The organism is Stenotrophomonas maltophilia group sp. P373, from assembly GCF_053295075.1.
The window spans coordinates 2,943,575-2,962,309 of record NZ_CM129994.1 but is presented as its reverse complement, the minus strand read 5'-3'; the positions used below and the strand labels follow the sequence as shown (position 1 = coordinate 2,962,309).

The 18,735-nt window shown below is 68.1% G+C and carries 14 protein-coding genes; 9 read left to right on the top strand and 5 right to left on the bottom strand.

The annotated features are described in order from the left end of the window. Positions 1-106: 106 nt before the first annotated feature. Positions 107-2,437: a TonB-dependent receptor gene (locus ACSYHF_RS13790; RefSeq protein ID WP_338167758.1), complete on the top strand. Its 2,331-nt coding sequence runs from the start codon at positions 107-109 to the stop codon at positions 2,435-2,437. A 132-nt stretch (positions 2,438-2,569) separates the two neighbouring features. Here the strand turns inward: ACSYHF_RS13790 and rnd are convergent, their stop codons facing one another. Then, positions 2,570-3,649, bottom strand: a complete 1,080-nt coding sequence (gene rnd, locus ACSYHF_RS13785) for a ribonuclease D (RefSeq protein WP_005417789.1) — start codon at positions 3,647-3,649, stop codon at positions 2,570-2,572. A gap of 84 nt (positions 3,650-3,733) precedes the next feature. Here rnd and ACSYHF_RS13780 point away from each other — a divergent pair, with 84 nt between their 5' ends. Continuing rightward, a complete protein-coding gene (locus tag ACSYHF_RS13780) occupies positions 3,734-5,626 on the top strand; it encodes a formylglycine-generating enzyme family protein (RefSeq protein ID WP_005417788.1) in 1,893 nt (630 codons plus the stop codon). 88 nt (positions 5,627-5,714) lie between these two features. Beyond that, entirely contained in the window at positions 5,715-6,611 is an 897-nt protein-coding gene (locus tag ACSYHF_RS13775) for a M48 family metallopeptidase (RefSeq protein ID WP_134955915.1), read from the top strand. Positions 6,612-7,155: 544 nt separating this feature from the next. Here the strand turns inward: ACSYHF_RS13775 and xseA are convergent. Next, complete coding sequence (xseA, locus tag ACSYHF_RS13770) at positions 7,156-8,487, bottom strand: exodeoxyribonuclease VII large subunit (RefSeq protein ID WP_053500624.1); 1,332 nt, start codon at positions 8,485-8,487, stop codon at positions 7,156-7,158. 44 nt (positions 8,488-8,531) lie between these two features. Next, positions 8,532-9,602 (bottom strand): tRNA epoxyqueuosine(34) reductase QueG, encoded by a 1,071-nt coding sequence (queG, locus tag ACSYHF_RS13765; RefSeq protein ID WP_005417785.1) that lies wholly within the window; start codon positions 9,600-9,602, stop codon positions 8,532-8,534. Between the two features lie 23 nt (positions 9,603-9,625). Here queG and ACSYHF_RS13760 point away from each other — a divergent pair, with 23 nt between their 5' ends. From ACSYHF_RS13760 to ACSYHF_RS13735, 6 genes are all read left to right on the top strand, one after another. Beyond that, entirely contained in the window at positions 9,626-11,110 is a 1,485-nt protein-coding gene (locus tag ACSYHF_RS13760; RefSeq protein ID WP_095378141.1) for an NAD(P)H-hydrate dehydratase, read from the top strand. Continuing rightward, on the top strand, positions 11,107-11,589 hold the full coding sequence (gene tsaE / locus ACSYHF_RS13755; protein ID WP_053500618.1) for a tRNA (adenosine(37)-N6)-threonylcarbamoyltransferase complex ATPase subunit type 1 TsaE: 483 nt from the start codon (positions 11,107-11,109) through the stop codon (positions 11,587-11,589). The genes ACSYHF_RS13760 and tsaE overlap by 4 nt, the downstream gene beginning before the upstream one ends. 82 nt (positions 11,590-11,671) lie before the next feature. Next, positions 11,672-13,240, top strand: a complete 1,569-nt coding sequence (locus ACSYHF_RS13750; RefSeq protein WP_053500617.1) for an N-acetylmuramoyl-L-alanine amidase — start codon at positions 11,672-11,674, stop codon at positions 13,238-13,240. A 139-nt stretch (positions 13,241-13,379) separates the two neighbouring features. Then, complete coding sequence (gene mutL / locus ACSYHF_RS13745) at positions 13,380-15,281, top strand: DNA mismatch repair endonuclease MutL (RefSeq protein ID WP_032954348.1); 1,902 nt, start codon at positions 13,380-13,382, stop codon at positions 15,279-15,281. An 11-nt stretch (positions 15,282-15,292) separates the two neighbouring features. Further along, a complete protein-coding gene (locus ACSYHF_RS13740; protein ID WP_032954346.1) occupies positions 15,293-16,222 on the top strand; it encodes a DUF1684 domain-containing protein in 930 nt (309 codons plus the stop codon). A 2-nt stretch (positions 16,223-16,224) separates the two neighbouring features. Next, positions 16,225-17,187: a TraB/GumN family protein gene (locus ACSYHF_RS13735; RefSeq protein ID WP_005417757.1), complete on the top strand. Its 963-nt coding sequence runs from the start codon at positions 16,225-16,227 to the stop codon at positions 17,185-17,187. Positions 17,188-17,261: 74 nt separating this feature from the next. On the opposite strand, the gene phaR is transcribed toward ACSYHF_RS13735, so the two are convergent. Next, on the bottom strand, positions 17,262-17,795 hold the full coding sequence (gene phaR / locus ACSYHF_RS13730) for a polyhydroxyalkanoate synthesis repressor PhaR (protein ID WP_005417756.1): 534 nt from the start codon (positions 17,793-17,795) through the stop codon (positions 17,262-17,264). Positions 17,796-17,977: 182 nt separating this feature from the next. Next, positions 17,978-18,718: an acetoacetyl-CoA reductase gene (phbB, locus tag ACSYHF_RS13725; RefSeq protein WP_005417754.1), complete on the bottom strand. Its 741-nt coding sequence runs from the start codon at positions 18,716-18,718 to the stop codon at positions 17,978-17,980. Positions 18,719-18,735 lie beyond the last annotated feature (17 nt).

The window sequence follows — 18,735 nt, the reverse complement described above, 5'->3', positions numbered from 1 at the left end:
GCAACGAAATCGTAACAATTTGGGGGATAATGGCCGCTTGCGCAGTTTTCCCCCTTTTTGCCGCCCGGCTCGCGCAGGCCGCACGGACGCCTCCTCAGAGCATTCCATGCCCTCCCATTCCGATTCCCGCCGCCTGTCGGGTCTGTCGTCTTCCTTCGTTTCCTTCCGTCGCCATCCGCTGGCCTTGGCCTGCGCCGGCCTGGCCCTGGTCGGCAGCTTCGGTGCCGCCGCGCAGGACAGCGCGCCGACCCCGACCGGCCTGGACACGATCACCGTGACCGCCGAGCACCGCGAGCAGAACCTGCAGGAAGTGCCGGTCTCGGTGGGCGTGGTGCAGGGCGAGCGCATGCGCGACTTCACCGCCGGCGGCGACGACACCCTGCTGGCACTGTCCGGCCGCGTGCCTAGCCTGTATGCGGAAACCACCACCGGCCGCATCTTCCCGCGCTTCTATATCCGTGGCCTCGGCAATATCGACTTCTACCTGGGTGCCTCGCAGCCGGTGTCGATCATCCAGGACGATGTGGTGCTGGAGCACGTGGTGCTGAAGTCCAACCCGGTCTATGACGTGGACCAAGTGGAAGTGCTGCGTGGCCCGCAGGGCTCGCTGTTCGGCCGCAACACCACCGCCGGCATCATCAAGTTCGACACCCTGAAGCCGACCCAGGACTACACCGGCCGGGTCAACGCCAGCTACGCGACCTACAACAGCGTGTCGATCGACGGCGGCTTCGGCGGCCCGATCAACGACATCGCTTCGTTCCGCGTGTCGGCGCTGTACCAGCACCGCGATGACTACGTCGACAACACCTACAAGGGCCCGAGTGCCGACGGCACGGTCAGCCCGAAGAAGAACGCGATGGGCGGCTTCGATGACCGCAACGTGCGCGCGCAGCTGCTGCTGACCCCGAGCGACCAGTTCTCGATCCTGGCCTCGGCCCACGCCCGTGACTACGAAGGCACCTCGACCCTGTTTCTGCGCGGTGCGCTGACCAAGGGCTCGAACAAGACCGACGTGCCGCGCGACCAGGTCGCCTACGACGAAGCCGACAACAACCCGCAGGCTTACAAGACCTACGGCGGCTCGGTGAAGGCGCGCTACGACTTCGGCGCGATCGACTTCACCTCGATCACCGCCTACGAGACGACCTCCGGCTACAGCCGTGGCGACACCGACGGCGGCGCTGCGGTGAATTTCCCGGTGAACGGCGTGCCGAACGGCTACGGCCAGTCGATGGGCCGCATCCGTGACCTGGACCAGTGGACCCAGGAATTCCGCCTGGCCAGCCATGACGACAGCGCGCTGCAGTGGCAGGCCGGTGCCTTCTACTTCAACGGCAGCGACACCACCGACTTCTACCAGCGCGCCTGGTTCCTGCAGGGCGCGGCCCGCAACCCGAACAACTGGGTGCGCCTGCGCAACAAGAACACCTCGTGGGCCGGTTTCGGCCAGCTGAGCTATGCCTTCACCGACAAGTTCACCGTCACGGCCGGCCTGCGCCAGACCCGCGACGAGAAGCACACCCGCCTGCTGAAGACGGCTGACACTGCCGCTGGCGTGGTCACCTACAAGGGCCGCACCGACGTCAAGATGTCCGACACCACCCCGAGCTGGGATCTGAGCGCGATGTATCAGATCACGCCGGACGTGAGCGTCTATGCCAAGGTCGCCCGCGGCTTCCGCGGCCCGACCATCCAGGGCCGCTCGGCCGTGTTCAATGCCGACTTCACCACCGCCGATTCCGAGACCATCCTGTCCTGGGAAGCGGGCGTGAAGAGCAGCCTGTGGGACAACCGCCTGCGCTTGAACGCCACCGCGTTCACCTACACCGTCAACGACATCCAGCTCAACGGCAACGATTCGGACGGCAACGGCGTGCTGTTCAACGCCGACAAGGCCAAGGCCTATGGTTTCGAAGCGGACATGGAGCTGCGCCCGATCCCGAACCTGACCCTGAGCGCCGGCCTGAGCCTGCTGCACAGCGAGATCAAGGACAAGCGCGTCTACGCGCAGGTCTGCGGCCTCAACGGCCAGGTGGTGTGCACGGTGAATGACCCGACCATCAAGGTCGGTGCCAACACCTTCGCGCAGATCGACGGCAACCCGCTGCCGAACGCGCCGAAGTACAACGTCAACCTGGCCGCCCGTTACGACTTCCCGGTCAGCGACGCGGGCACCATGTTCGTGTCCACCGACTGGAACAAGCAGGGCTACACCAGCTTCGTGCTGTACGACAGCAAGGAGTTCAACTCCAAAGGTGATTTCGAAGGCGGCCTGAAGATCGGCTACTCGGGCAACTATGGTGCCTACGAAGTGGCGCTGTTCGCGCGCAACATCACCAACGAGAAGAACCTCAAGGGTGTGATCGAGAACTATATGGCTGCGGTATACAACGAACCGCGCACCGTCGGTGTCTCGCTGAACATGAACTGGTAATGCGTTGCCACGGTGGCGGGTCTTCCCGCCATCGTACTGCTGGAATGCAAAGGGCGGCCCAGTGATCCGGGTCGCCCTTTTTCATGGCCTTCGACGGTGACCGGAACGCAATCCCGCGCCGCGCTCGGCGCTTCAGCGTGCAGGCAGCAGCGCCTGCAGCCGCGACTCCAGTTCCTGCTGGCGCCAGCCGGCCAGTGCGGCCGGCCATTGGCGGCGCTCCAGGTAGCTTTCCAGATGTTTGCGCGAGGCCAGCACGCCATCCGGCAGACCCAGCTCGCGGCTGCGCTCGGCAACGGCGTCCTGCAGCCTCTTCAGTGCCTGCTTGTTGGTGTCGTTGGCGGGCAATGCCAGCGGTGCCTCGGCCTCATCGGCCAGCGGTGTGTCCAGCGCCTGCCACACCGCGCCGGCGAGCTTGCGCGGTGCCTTCGGGAACTGTTCAAACAGCGTGGCCAGCGCGGCGGCATCGGCCGGTGGCGTGCGTGCCAGCGTGGCGGCCAGTTCGTTGTCCAGGATCCAGCTGCGCGGGCGGTCGCTGCTGCGTGCCTGCACATCACGCCAGCGCAGCAGGCGCAGCAGGCGGCGCTGCGCGGGAGCATCGAGAAACTGCGCTGAGCGCATCGCCAGATGCGGCCAGCGGTCCTCGTCATTGGCGACGCTGGCCAGCAGGCGCTCGCCGTCGTCGTGCAGCCACTGCTGGCGGCCCAGCGCCTGCAACTTGGCATCAATGGCGTCATGCAGCGCGAACAGGTGCTCGACGTCGTCGGCGGCGTATTGCAGTTGCGACTCCGAGAGCGGACGGCGCATCCAGTCCGAGCGGGTTTCGCCCTTGGCCAGCGCCACGCCGGTGATTTCCGCGACCAGCTTCTGGTAGCCCATGCCGCCACCAATGCCGGCCAGCGAGGCGCCGATCTGTGTGTCGAACAGCGGTCGCGGCAACACGCCGCAGGTCCACTTGAAGGCAACCAGGTCTTCGCTGGCGCTGTGCATCACCTTGGTGATCGACTCATCGGCCAGCCACGGCGCCAGTGCCTCGGCCATGCCGGGAATCAGCGGATCGATCAGCAGGATGTCCTGCCCGACCGCCATCTGCACCAGAGCCAACTGCGGCCAGAACGTGCGTTCACGGATGAATTCGGTGTCCAGGCCGATGCGGGCCGGACGCTGCTGGAAGTACGCATCCAGCTCGGCGGGGGTGGTGATCCAGGTTGCCACGGGTCAGGGCCTACTACTCGGGTTTGCTCAGGCAGGGGAGAATAGCCTAACGTCGGTCCGCGTCCGTGCCGAAGGAGATCCTGCTTGCGTTTTCCGCTGTCGTCCGTGCTGTGCACCGCTCTGGCCGTGGCCTTGGCCGGTTGCACGCCGTCGCCCTCGGCAACACCGGAGCCGGGACCGGCTGCTGGCGAAGACGCGCGGCCGCAGGAAGGTTCACTGGCGGAGCCGACACCGGGGGCAGGGCAGGGTAGCGTCACCATTGCCGGTGAGGATGCCACCGAGGACGTGCAGCGGTGGACACCGCCACGGGTCGACCGGCAGGGCCGCAGCGTCGCCCAGCTGCGCCGCGCAGCCGAAAAGGCGTTCAGCGAAGGGCACCTGTACGAGGACGCCGACGCGGCGGTTCCGCTGTGGCTGGCGGTGCAGGAGGAAGATCCGGATGATCGCCTGGCCCGCAGCGGCCTGCAGCGTGCTCGCCAGCGCCTGCAGCAGCAGGCCGATGCTCTGCTGGTTCGGCCACTACGGCAGCGCGAGGCGCTGGCCGAGGCGAGTCGCCAGGCACTGGTGCTGCTGACCCTGGCGCCGAAGGATGAGAAGGTGCGCGCGCTGCAGGGCCGGGTGGAGCTCGCCCAGCGCGTGGTGGCCTATAACCGTGCCGGCGAGGAAGACCTGCGATCGGGGCGGATCGGCGAGGACGGTGACGGTGCGATTGGCAACTTCCGTGAAGCGCTGGCTCTGGACGAACACAACAGCCGGGCGCGGCAGGGCCTGGCGGCGGCCGAAAGTGGCCTGATCCGCCGGGCCGAGGACGCCGCGCGCGTACGCGACTTTGCCAGTGCGGGCACCTGGCTGGCCGAAGCCAGCAAGGTCCGTGACTCGTCACCGACCATTGCCGATGCCTTCGAGCGCATCGAGCAGATCCGCGCCGCCGCGCTGCTGCAGCTGCGTGATGAGGGCCTGCGCGAGCTGGCCACGCCGCAGGGGCTGAAGCCGGCGCGCGAAAAGCTGGCCGAGGCCCTGCGCATCGCCTTGCCGGGGGATGCGGTGGTGGCCCAGCTGCGCGAACGCATCGATCTGGCCACCCACTACGGCAGCTTCCGTCCGGGCCAGGTGTTCAGCGACGCGATGCGTGATGGTGGGCGCGGTCCGCAGATGGTGGTGGTGCCGCATGGCGGCTTCCAGATGGGCGCGGGTGATGCCGAGCCCGGCTCCACCGACGCCGAGCGCCCCTCCCACTACGTGCGCTTTGACCGCGGCTTCGCGATGGCGATCACCGAGGTTACCGTCGGCGATTTCGAGCGCTATGTGAAGTCGACCAATGCACGACCACGTGCGACCCGGCGCGGCCACTCGGTGGTCTATGACGAGCGCAGCGGCAATTTCATCCGCCGCAGCGGCGTCGACTGGCGTTCGGATTACGATGGCGCGCGTGCACTGGGTAACTCGCCGGTGATGCATGTCAGCGTGCGGGATGCCGAGAACTACGCGGCATGGCTGTCCGAGCAGACAGGACGCAGCTACCGGCTGCCGAGCGAGGCCGAATTCGAATATGCGCTGCGCGCCGGGAGCAGTGGCCGCTACCCCTGGGGAGACGCTGGTACGCCGCCGCCGGGCAGCGGCAATTTCACCGGCAGCAAGGACGTCTCGCCTTCGGGTCGGCACTGGCACAACGCATTCATCGGCTATGGCGATGGCTGGTGGGGACCGGCGCCGGTGGCCAGTTTCCAGGCCAATGCTTTCGGCCTGCACGACATGGCCGGGAATCTGAGCGAATGGGTGGCCGACTGCTGGCACGCCAGCTACCGGCGTGCGCCGTCCGATGGTGTCGCCTGGTTCAACCCGGGCTGCCGGTCGCGGGTGATCCGGGGCGGCAACTGGGCCAATGCGCCCGAGCAGACCCGTGCGGCCTGGCGTCAATCGCAGGATTCGGACACCACCAATGCGCGCATCGGCTTCCGCCTGGTGCGCGGCATCTGAGCGGCATCGGGCTTCACCCGCTGCTGGCGTCCGCGCACTAAGATTGCGCCGTGCCCGCCAGCCGGCGGGGTCTGCTGGAAGACCACCGATGCGCAACGATCCCTTTTCCCGCTCGCCCCAAGGTCCGCAGCGACGCGGCCTGTTCGGCAACATCCGCTGGTGGGTGCTGCTGCTGGCGGCGGGCTATGCGGTGTTCTACTGGTTCTCCAATCGCACCGTCGATCCCTACACTGGCGAGAAGGTGATGATCGACAGCAGCCTGGATGCGCGCCAGGAGACCGCGCTCGGTCTGCAGGCCTACCAGCAGATCCTCGCGCAGGAACGGCCGATGGATCCGAATGCGCCGATCGCGCGCGATGTGCGCGACATCGCGCAGCGCCTGATCGCCAAGGTGGATGTGGTGGAGACCGCGCTGGCACAGGAGCACGGCGTGCAGCCCGCGCATTTCGCGCGGGATTTCCAGTGGGAAGTGAATGTGATCCCGTCCGGGCAGGCCAATGCGTTCTGCCTGCCGGGCGGCAAGATGGCGGTCTACACCGGCCTGGTGCCGGTGGCGCGTACGCGTGATGCGATGGCGGTGGTGATGGGCCATGAGATCGCCCACGCGCTGTTGCGCCATGGTGCGCAGCGGATGGCGCAGCAGAAGCTGACCCAGATCGGGCAGATGGCCGGTGCCGCCAGCGGCATGGATGCGCAGCAGCAACAGATGATGATGTCGGCGATGGGCTACGGCTATCTGCTGCCCTATGCGCGCAGCCACGAGACGCAGGCCGATGAAGTGGGGCTGATGCTGGCTGCGGCGGCGTGCTTCGATCCCCGCGAGGCGGTGCCGCTGTGGCAGCGCATGGGCCAGGCCAGTGGCGGCCAGGCGCCGCCGGAGTTCGCTTCCACCCACCCGAATCCGGGCACCCGCATCCAGAACCTGCAGGCACTGATGCCGAAGGCGCTCGAGTACCGGCAGAAGTTCTGCGAGCAGGCAAAGTAGAGGGTGTTCGGCAGGGCTTGCAGCCCTGCACCTGCCGAAGCCAGAGCAACAGCAACAGCAACAGCCGAAGCAAAAGCTGGCTATCCGTGGGATGGCGGGGTGGGTCCGGTTGCGGGAGACGCCGTAAACCCGTCCATGGGGGCTTGGCCGCGGCATCCATGCCGCGGACACTCCCGCAACCGGACCCACCCCGCCTTCGACAGATTTCTGCGACCTGCCGGAATGGCGCTTGGGGTCAGATCCGTTTTCCGCAGGAAAACGGATCTGACCCCGAATTGATTCGATATCTGAAAGAGATTCATCCACGCATGGTGTGGATCTACCCCATCGCGGAAAACTGTCAGAGGTGGGGCGGTGTCGGAGTGCGGGGTGTCAGCCGCATGGATGCGGCTGCCAAGCTTACAGGGACGTACTTGCGGCGTCCCCGCACTCCGACATCGCCCCGCCAACCCGCGGAATGCCAGCTTTTGCTGTTGCTGTTGAGGCTGCCGGCCAGCGGCCGGCACTACCGCGGGTGCAGGGCGCAGCCCTGCCGAACACCCTTCTACTTGACCTGCACGTCGATCACGCCGTCGCCGACGCGCGCCTGCAGGGCGTCACCAGGTTGCACCTGGTCGATGCGCCGCACCAGCGCACCATCGTCGCTGCGGGTCAGGATGCTGTAGCCGCGGGCTACGGTGGCCAGCGGGCTGACTGCTTCCAGTGAACGCGCCAGCCCGCGCAGCCGCAGTGCATCGCGCTCCAGCAGACGCTGCATCGCTGCCTGCGGTCGTCCGCGCAGGGCGGCCAGGCGGCGCTGCATCGTGTCGAGCTGGCGCTGTGGATGGTGCCCGCGCAGGACCGCCGCTGCATGGCGAAGCCGCGCAGCACGGCGCTCCTGCTGCTGGTTGAACGCGGCATGCAGGCGTCGTCCCAGATCGAGCTGGCGTCGACGCAGCAGATCCAGTCGTGCTTGCGGGCTCTGCGCGTTCAGGCGCAACAGGGCGCGGTCGGCGCGCTGCATCGCCTGTTGCATCGCATGCCGGTGCAGCTGCAGCATGCGAACGGCCGTGCGGCGCACGCGCAGGGCCAGTTCGCGCTGGTCCGGTACCAGCAGCTCAGCCGCCACCGATGGCGTCGGTGCACGCAGGTCGGCGGCGAAGTCGCTCAGGCTGAAGTCGGTTTCGTGGCCAACCGCAGACACCACCGGGGTGCGGCTGGCGGCGATCGCACGGGCCAGGGCTTCGTCATTGAAGGCCCACAGGTCTTCCAGCGAACCACCACCGCGGGTCAGCAGGATCACGTCGTAGCGGCCGCTGGCATCGGCGGCCTGCAGCAGCCGGGTGATCTGCGCGGCGGCACTGCTGCCCTGTACCAGGGTCGGCAGCAGGTCAACTTCCAGCAGCGGGAAGCGCCGGCCGAGCACGCTCAGCACATCGCGCACGGCAGCGCCGGTGGGCGAGGTGATCACGGCCAGGCGTCGCACGTGCGCCGGCAGCGGCCGCTTGCGTGCCGGGTCGAACAGGCCTTCGGCCTCCAGCCGTGCCTTCAGCTCCTCGAAGGCGCGGCGCAGCGCGCCTTCGCCGGCTTCCTCCATGTGGTCCAGCACCATCTGGTACTCGCCACGGGCGTCGTACAGGGTCACCTTGCCGCGCACCAGCACGCGCATGCCTTCGCGCGGCACGAACTTCAGGTACTGCGCCTTCATCCGGAACATCGCCGCACGCAGCTGCGCGCGCGCGTCCTTCAGGGTGAAGTAGAGGTGTCCGGAGGCAGGACGCGCCACGCTGCCCAGTTCGGCCTCGACCCAGATCGCCGGGAAGCTGCCTTCCAGCAGGTCGCGGGCCAGGGTGTTGAGCTGGCTGGGGGTGAGGATGTCGTTGTTGCGTGGCTGCATGGAAACGGCGTGCTGCGGGCGGAACGGGGGCTCAGGATCGCACGTCAGCGCGCCGTATGCTGGCCCAGTGCCCACTGCACGTGTTCACGCACCAGCGGCGAGGGATCGTCGATGCGGGTCTGCAGGGCAGCCAGCGCTTCGGCCGAGGACGGCGCATTGCCCAGCGCCACGGCGATGTTGCGTAGCCAGCGCTCATGGCCGCTGCGCCTGATCGGGCTGCCTTCGGTGCGGCGCAGGAACTCGGCTTCGTCCCAGGTGAACAGCTGGTCCAGGCGCGCGGTATCGAGGTTGTTGCGCGCGCGGAAATCGGCTTCGTCGGTGCGCTTGGCGAACTTGTTCCAGGGGCAGACCAGCTGGCAGTCGTCGCAGCCATAGATGCGGTTGCCGATCAGCGGGCGCATCTGTTCGGGAATGGCGCCGTCGTGTTCGATGGTCAGGTAGGAAATGCAGCGCCGCGCGTCCAGCCGCTGCGGGCCGGTGATGGCCTGGGTCGGGCAGACATCGATGCAGCGCGTGCAGGTGCCGCAGTGCGCCGTGGCCGGCGTATCGATCGGCAGCGGGATGTCGATGTAGATCTCGCCGATGAAGAACCAGGAACCGCCATGGCGGTCGATCAGGCAGGTGTGCTTGCCGATCCAGCCGAGCCCGGCGTTGCGGGCCAGTGCGCGCTCCAGGACGGGGGCGGAATCGACGAACACGCGGTAGCCCAGTGGCGCGACTTCGTCGTTGATCTGCGTGGCCAGCTTCTGCAGGCGGTTGCGCATCAGCTTGTGGTAGTCGCGGCCCAGCGCATAGCGCGCCACATAGGCGCGGCCCGGGTCGGCCAGCGTCGCCCAGGCTTCGGTGTCATCCTTGTGGCTGTAGTCCATGCCCACCGAGATCACGCGCACAGTGCCGGGCAACAGCTCGGCCGGTCGTGCGCGCAGGGTGCCGTGGCGCGCCATCCAGTCCATCGTGCCGTACAGGCCCTGACCCAGCCAGTCGGCCAGGTGCGCCTCATCCTCGCCCAGCTCGATACCGGCGATGCCGCAGCGCTGGAAGCCATGCGCGCGGGCCAGTTCGCGGATGCGCTGCACGGCCTGGGCCGGATCGACGGGGGTGGGGGCGAGGGACATGCGCACCAGTATAAAATCCCTGCATGGCCAACCTCGCCGATCTGTTCGATTCCGCTGCCGCGCGTGCGCTTGATGCCCAGGCGTCCACCCTGGCGGGGGATGCTGGCTGGGGACTGATGGCGCAGGCCGGCCAGGCCGCCTGGCAGTGCCTGCTGCAGCATTGGCCGCAGGCGCAGCGCATCGGCGTGGTGGTCGGTGCGGGCAACAATGGCGGCGACGGCCTTGTGCTGGCTCGCCACGCGTTGCAGGCCGGACGCGAGGTGAGGGTGATCGCCCTGCCGGGCAGGGCGCCATCGACCGCGCTGGCGCAGCGTGCAACATCGGAGTTCAGGTCCGACGGCGGCGCCATCACCGAGTTCGACGGCGCGCTGCCCGAGGCCGACCTCTGGGTCGATGCCCTGTTCGGGCTGGGCTTCGATCGCGCGCCGGAGGGTGCGGCGCAGGCGCTGATCGTTGCGATCAATGCGCAGGCGGCACCTGTGCTGGCCCTGGATGTGCCCAGTGGCGTCGATGCCGACCGCGGTGCGATACCTGGCGCGGCAGTGCGCGCGGCGCTGACCCTGCAGTTCATCGTGGCCCATCGCGGGCTGTACACCGGCGACGCGCTGGATCATTGCGGGCACAAGGCCCTGGCACCCCTGCAGTTGCCCGCTGCCGCATGGCAAAGCGTGTCGCCTGCCGTGGAGTACTGGGCGCAGGCACGGTTGCCGGCCCTGTTGCCGCCGCGCCGCGCAAATACCCACAAGGGTGAATCCGGCCACGTGCTGTGCGTCGGCGGCAACCATGGCAGCGGCGGTGCCATCGCCATGGCAGCCGAGGCCGCCTTGCGCGCAGGGGCGGGGCTGTTGAGCCTGGGTACCCGCCGCGACCACGTCGCTCCACTGCTGGCTCGCCTGCCCGAGGCGATGACCCACGCGCTGGAAGACGGCGAGGCGCTGCCGGCATTGCTTGACAGGGCAAAGGTGGTGGCGATCGGGCCCGGTCTGGGCCAGGACGAATGGGCGCGCGCACTGTTTGCGCGGGTGCTGGCCAGCGCCAAACCACTGGTGGTCGATGCCGACGCGCTGAACCTGCTGGCGCAGGATCCGCGTGCCTTGCCTGGCGCCGTCCTCACACCGCACCCGGGCGAGGCCGCACGCCTGCTCGGCTGCAGCACCAGCGACATCCAGGCCGATCGCTACGCCTGTGCGCAGACGCTCGCCGAGCGTTTCCACGCGGTGGTGGTGTTGAAGGGCGCCGGCAGCATCGTGGCGGCGCCCGGGCAAACGCCCCGGTTGATCGCCGCCGGCAATCCCGGCATGGCCGTGGGGGGCATGGGCGACCTGCTCACCGGCATCATCGCCGGCCTGCGCGCGCAGGGCCTGGCCGCCTTCGATGCCGGCGCGGCGGGCGCGTTGCTGCATGCGCTGGCCGGCGACGCGGCTGCCGCTGACGGCGCACGCGGCCTGCTTCCTACTGATCTGCTGGCGCCGTTGCGGCGACTGGCCAACCCGGAACGCTTCCCATGACCGATTTCTTCCTTGCCGACAGCGACGCCACCGAACTGCTCGGACAGTGGCTGGCGACCACCCGGCCGCCGCAGGCGCTGATCGAACTGCGCGGCGACCTGGGCGCAGGCAAGTCCACCACGGCCCGCGCGCTGCTGCGGGCGCTGGGCGTGCAGGGCGCGATCCGCAGCCCCACCTACACCCTGGTCGAGCGCTATCCGCTGGCCAGTGGCGGTGAGGCGTGGCACCTAGACCTGTATCGCATCGGCCAGGCCGGTGAGCTGGATTTCCTCGGCCTGGACGAGGGCAGCGCGGTCTTGTGGCTGGTCGAATGGCCGGAACGGGGCGCCGGCGCGCTGCCGCCGACCGACCTGGTGGTAGCACTGGAGATCGAAGGACAGGGGCGACGCGCCAGTCTCACCGCGAGCAGCGACGTTGGGCATGAATGGCTGAAACGGCTGCCCCAAGGGGGCGACTTGCAGGCCATTTCTGTCGGCTGACGAGAACAAACACCGGCAGGTTACGGATTATTAAGGAAAAAGGTGTTGCATTCCGTTCAGCGCGGTGATTGAATCCTGAGCCATGCGCCCGGGGAACCGTCTCATCGCCATCTGTGCCGCCGTCGGACTGGGTCTGGCGAGCGTCAGTGCGTGGGCGGGTGAAGTCCGCCAGGTCCTGCTGAACACCGGCGCGACCGGCACCCGTGCCGAGATCTCGCTGGTCGGCAGTGGCGGCTACAAGACCCTGTCGCTGGCCGGCCCGAACCGCCTGGTGGTCGATTTCCCCGACTCCAGCGCCGTACGCAACCTGAAGATGCCGGCCGCGCAGGGCGTGGTCACGGCGGTGCGTACCGGACAGCCGGTCCCGGGCACGTTCCGTGTCGTCTTCGACCTTGCCGAATCGGTGGCGCCGTTCCGCCCGCAGATGCAGCGCGAGGGCAATGAATCCAAGCTGGTGATCGAATGGCCGGGTGATGGCCCTGCCGTGGCCACCAGCCGCCCGGCGACGCCACCGGCGGTACAGTCGCAGGCGGCCGCTGTGGGGGGCTCAGTCGCGCCCGCGCCGGCCGAGAACGCGCAGTCGCGCACCGATGCTGCGCGGGCCACCGCCCTGCTGACCGCACAGGTGCAGCAGCAGGCCAGCGCCAGCGCCGCCGCACCCGCCACGCCGACCCCCGCACCGACCAGCGCGCCAGCCCAGGTTGCTGCGGCAGGCGTCGCGGCCAGCAGCACGCCTTCATCCTCGCCGGCTGCAATCCTTGCCGGCCAGCGCACTGCTGCGGTGGTGACCACGCCGCCGGCAACGGCCCCCACACCCGCGCCGACGCCGGCCGAGCCGCCGCGTCCGGCGATGCCCAGCGATGCATCGCGCATCCGCATGCAGCCCGGCATGCGCCACCTGGTGGTGGCGATCGATCCCGGTCATGGTGGCCAGGACCCGGGCGCGATCGGCCCGACCGGCAAGCGAGAGAAGGATGTCACCCTGGCGGTGGCGCGTGAGCTGGCCCGCCAGGTCAATGCCACGCCGGGCCTGAAGGCCTACCTGACGCGCGACAGCGACGTGTTCATTCCGTTGCCGATGCGCGCGCAGAAGGCGCGTGCGAACAAGGCGGACATTTTCATCTCGATCCACGCCGATGCGGCTGAAAACCGTTCGGCCACGGGTTCGTCGGTGTACGTGCTGTCGACCAAGGGTGCCTCTTCGCAGCGCGCCCGCTGGCTGGCGGACAAGGAAAACGCGGCCGACCTGGTCGGTGGGGTGCGCCTGCAGCAGACCGAAGGCACCCTGGCCAACGTGCTGCTGGACCTGGCCCAGAGCGGCTACATGAAGGCGTCCGAAGATGCGGCCGGCCACGTGCTGGGCGGTCTGAAGCGGATCGGCAACAACCACAAGCCGAACATCGAGCGCGCCAACTTCGCGGTGCTACGCACGTCGGACATGCCGGCGATGCTGGTGGAAACGGCATTCATTTCCAATCCGGATGAAGAGCGCCGCCTGACGGACCCGGCATACCAGCGCAAGGTGGCGGGCGCCGTGCTGGATGGCGTGCACACCTTCTTCAGCCGCCAACCGCCGCCGGGCACGTTGTATGCCGCCCGCGCGCAGGCCGAGATCGACGCCGCAGCCACCATGGCAGGCGGCAGCAAGTAAGCCGCCGAAGGCGGATTACTGCTTTCCGTAGAGTCGACTGTCAGTCGACTGCGCGCGCAGTATGGGGGTTTCGGTGGCCGGCGAAGAGCAGTCGATTGACAGTCGACTCTACATGCGCAGCCTCCGTTATCATCCCCGCATGACGTCTGCTACCCATCCGCGCCCGATCCGGCCGTTGCCGGAGATCCTGATCAACCAGATTGCCGCGGGCGAAGTGGTCGAACGACCCGCGTCGGTGGTCAAGGAGCTGGTCGAGAACGCGATCGACGCCGGCGCCAGCCGCGTTGATATCGATCTTGAAGAGGGCGGCGTGCGCCTGATCCGCATCCGCGACAACGGCAGTGGCATCGCGCCCGAGCAGTTGCCCCTGGCGGTGTCGCGCCATGCCACCAGCAAGATCGCCGATCTTGACGATCTCGAATCGGTGGCCACGCTCGGTTTCCGTGGAGAAGCGCTGCCGTCGATCGCATCGGTCAGCCGCTTTACCCTGTGCTCGCGGCGCGCGCACGACGAGCACGGTTCGGCACTGCAGATCGAAGGCGGCAAGATCGGCGAGGTGACCCCGCGCGCGCATGCGCCGGGCACCACGGTGGAAGTGCGCGAGTTGTTCTACAACGTGCCGGCGCGGCGCAAGTTCCTGCGCGCCGAGCGTACCGAACTGGGCCATATCGAAGAGTGGCTGCGTTCGCTGGCGCTGGCACGGCCGGATGTCGAGCTGCGCGTGTCGCACAACGGCAAGGCCTCGCGGCGCTACAAGCCGGGCGATCTGTATTCCGATGCGCGCCTTGCCGAAACGCTGGGCGAGGATTTCGCCAACCAGGCCGTGCGCGTGGACCACAGCGGCGCCGGCCTGCGCCTGCATGGCTGGATTGCGCAGCCGCATTATTCGCGCGCGAGCGCCGACCAGCAGTACCTGTACGTCAACGGTCGCTCAGTGCGTGACCGCAGCGTCGCCCACGCAGTGAAGATGGCCTACGGCGACGTGCTGTATCACGGCCGCCAGCCGGCCTATGTGCTGTTCCTCGAACTGGATCCGACCCGCGTCGACGTCAACGTGCATCCGGCCAAGCACGAGGTGCGCTTCCGCGATTCGCGGCTGGTCCACGATTTCGTCTATCGCACGTTGAAGGATGCGCTGGCCGATACCCGTGCCGGCATGTCGGCGCAGGAGATCGGTGCCGGCCCCGCACATCCGGTGGACGCCGCCGCCGTCCCGACCGCATCGAGCGCCGGCGCGTCGGGGTTCGGGCTGGTGCGCGGGGCTGCGCCCGGCTCGGGAGGTGGTGGTGGCGGGTTTTCAGGCTGGCGTCCGCAGCAACCGCTGGGCCTGCAGGTGGCCGATGCACCGGCCGCCTACGCCGCGCTGTACGCCGCGCCCGCCGGCGTCGAACGCGCAGCGGCGTTGCCGCCGATGCCGAGCGAGAACGGGTTGCCGGTGACCAGTGCCGACGCGGGTGTACCGCCACTGGGCTACGCGATCGCGCAGCTGCATGGCATCTACATCCTGGCCGAGAACGCTGAAGGCCTGATCGTGGTCGACATGCATGCGGCCCACGAACGCATCGGCTACGAGCGCCTGAAGAATGCGCACGATGGCATCGGCCTGCAGTCGCAGCCGTTGCTGGTGCCGATCACGCTGGCGGTGGGCGAGCGCGAGGCCGACACTGCAGAAAGCGAAGCCGAGACACTGGCGGCGCTCGGCTTCGAGGTGACCCGGGCCGGCCCCGGTTCGCTGCACGTGCGCAGCATTCCGGCACTGCTGGCGCATGCAGAACCGGAAGGACTGCTGCGCGACGTGCTGACCGACCTGCGCGAGCATGGCCAGAGCCGCCGCGTGGCCAGTGCACGCGACGAACTGCTGTCGACCATGGCCTGCCACGGCGCGGTGCGTGCCAACCGGCGCCTGACCGTGCCGGAAATGAACGCGCTGCTGCGCGACATGGAAATCACCGAACGGTCCGGCCAGTGCAACCACGGCCGACCGACCTGGGCCCGTTTTTCGCTGGCGGAGATCGACCGCTGGTTCCTGCGCGGACGTTGAGGGGAGCATCGATGCGTTATCGGGGAATGGCGGGCCTGCTGGCCGCCGTGGTGTTGGCCGCCTGCAGCCCGGCAACACCGCCGGCGCCGACGGCCGCTGAAGATCCGGCCTACGCGGCCGCGCAGCAGCAATGGCGTGTAGCGCGCTACCAGGACCTGACCCGGCCCGATGGCTGGACGGCCCTGGTCGGCCTGCACTGGCTGCAGAACAAATTCCATTTCGTTGGCAGCGGCGCCACCAACGGCATCCGCCTGACGGTTGGCCCGGACAGGCTGGGCCTGCTGCGTCGCGAAGGGACGCAGTGGTGGTTCACGCCTGAAGCCGGTGTCGATGTCAGCCACGACGGCCAGCCGGTGCGTGGCCGCATCCGCGTCGACACCGACAAGGACGCGCAGCCGACGCTGCTGGCCTTCGATGGCGGCAAGGGCCAGCTCAGCATCATCCGCCGGGGGCCACGGGACGCGCTGCGGGTCAAGCATGCCGAGGCACCTGCGCGGCGTGATTTCGCCGGCCTGCAGTACTGGCCGGGCGGCGCGGACTGGCAGGTGCAGGCGCGCTTCATCGCGCATCCGCCGGGCAAGACCTTGCCGATCGTCGACATCACTGGCTTGACCACCGAGATGCCCAATGCCGGTGCGGTGGAGTTCGAACGTGATGGCCGCAGCTGGCGCCTGGAGGCCATCGGTGCGCCCGGGCAGCCACTGTTCCTGATCTTTGCCGACCGCACCAGCGGCCGCGGCAGCTATCCGGCCGGGCGCTATCTGGATACCGATGCCCCCGCTGCAGACGGCACGGTGCGCATCGATTTCAACCACGCCTACAACCCACCGTGCGCGTTCACCGCCTACGCGACCTGCCCGCTGGCGCCGCCGGAAAACCGGTTGGACCTGCGCGTGGAAGCGGGCGAGAAGGCCTACCACCTGCCTGAAGGAGAAGGCTGACCATGCCGATCAAACACCTGTTCCGTACCGCGCTGTTGCTGGCGGCCTGCGCAGTGGCGCCACTGGCCACGGCCCGCGATGGCCAGGCCAGCCCTGCCGCGGCCGCGGCCGCAACCGCGGCCAAGCCGCCGGTACCCCTGTTGTGGAAAGTCACCGGTCCGGGCGATGCACGCGTGTACCTGCTGGGATCGTTCCATCTGCTCAAGCCACAGGACTACCCGCTGTCGCCCGATGTCGAGCAGGCGTTCGAAGCCTCGCAGCGGGTGGTGTTCGAACTGTCGCCGGAAGACATGCAATCGCCCCAGCTGGCCAGCCGCATGGTGCAGGCTGCGACCCGCACCGATGGCAGCGAGCTGAAGCGTGATCTGGATGCGGCCACCTGGCAGAAGCTGCAGGCTTTTGCTGCCCAGAACCAGTTGCCGCTGGCGCAGATGCAGGGCATGAAGCCCTGGTTCGTCGGCCTGAGCATTTCGATCGGGCAGATGCAGAAGCTGGGCCTGGACCCGGCGCTGGGCCTGGACCGCCACTTCATGGAACGCGCGCAGAAGACCGGCCGGAAGACCGCGGGACTGGAAGATATCGATACCCAGATCGGCATGCTGGACGGGATGACGGTGCAGGAGCAGCGGCAGATGCTGGCCGAAGCACTGGACCAGGCCGGCAAGGCAGATGAGCAGGCGCGGCTGCTGCATGATGCATGGCGTCGCGGCGACGAGCGCCTGCTGTGGACCAAGATGGCGGCAGAGATGCGCCAGCAGTATCCGCAGCTGTACCAGCGCATCAACACCGGTCGCAACGATGCCTGGGTGCCGAAGCTGCAGCCGTACCTGCAGGCCGGGCAGGGCGGTACGCTGGTGGTGGTCGGCACGCTGCACCTGCTGGGCAGTGATGGCGTGGTCGAGAAGCTGAGGGCGAAGGGCTACAAGGTCGAGCGCGTGTGCACGGGGTGCAAGGCCAAGCGCTGACGCACCGCTGGAGCGATGCCAAACAAGACGGCGCGCCAGGGGCGCGCCGTTTTCGTATCAGCCGTTGCTGCAGCTCAGCGGCGGGTCTTGCCGCCGGTGCCGGTACCGGTGCCGGGTTCGCCGGGCTTGTTGCCGGTTCCCGTTCCGGTGCCGCCCGGGCGCGGGCCACCGAAGCCGCTGCCCATGCTGCGCTGGAATTCCTGCCACAGCTCCAGGTTGCGCTCGGTCAGCTGGTTCATCATCGCCCACGGGGTCTGGCCCAGCAGGTTGCCCATCTGCTGGCGGAACTGCTGCTGCTGGTCGAGGAAGACCTGCATGCTGCGCTCCAGGTAGTTGCCCATGAAGCCCTGCAGGGAATCGCCGTAGAAGCGGATCAGCTGGCTCAGCAGCTGGGTCGACAGCATCGGTTCGCCGTCCTGTTCCTGGTCGGCGATGATCTGCAGCAGGACCGAACGGGTGAGGTCGTCGCCGCTCTTGGCGTCGCGGACTTCGAAGTCTTCACCGTCCAGGATCAGCTGGCGCACGTCCTCGATGGTGATGTAGCTGGAGATCTCGGTGTCGTAGAGACGGCGGTTCGGATACTTCTTGATGATGCGGGTCGCAGCCATGAAGCGGTACTCGTCACAGTAGACGCGCAGCATGGCGCAGTGCAGCAGCGGTTGCAACCGCCCCAGCCCCCGCCAGGCTTGGCTTTCAGGGGCGATCATGTTGCGCAGCAAGGGTTTGCGTGCTGCGCAGCATGACCATCGGCAGGGGCCGTCAGCGCATGCCGCAGCGGCCCCTGCGCGGCTTACCAGCCCATGTGGTGGCCGCCGTTGATGTCCAGGTTGCTGCCGGTGATCCACGAGGCTTCCTCGGCCACCAGGAAGGACACGCCATAGGCGATTTCCTCCGGCTTGCCGAGGCGCCCGGTGGGGATGTCGGCGATGATCTTGGCGCGCACGTCCTCCGGAACCGCCATCACCATGTCAGTGGCGACGTAGCCGGGCGAAATGGTGTTCACGGTGATGCCGAAGCCGGCGTTCTCGCGGGCCAGCGAAATGGTGAAGCCATGCATGCCGGCCTTGGCCGCGGCGTAGTTGGCCTGGCCGTACTGGCCCTTCAGGCCGTTGATCGAGCTGATCTGGATGACCCGGCCCCAGCCGCGGCGCCGCATGCCTTCGATGACCGGACGGGTGACGTTGAACACCGAATTGAGGTTGGTGTTGATCACATCGTGCCACTGGTCCGCGCGCATGCGGTGGAACGTCGTGTCGCGGGTGATGCCGGCATTGTTGACCAGGATCTCGACCGGGCCCAGCTCGGCCTCGACCGCACGCACCAGCGCCTCGGCGCTGCCTGGATCGGAGACATCGCCCGGGAAGATCGACACGCTGTAGCCGCGCTCGGTCATCGCCTGCTGCCATGCGCGGGCCTTGTCCTCGTCGCGGTAATTGGTGGCGACCCGGTGGCCCTGGTCGGCCAGGCGTTGGCAGATGGCGGTACCGATGCCGCCGGTTCCGCCGGTGACCAGTGCGACGCGAGATGTCATGGAATGCTGTCCGGGAA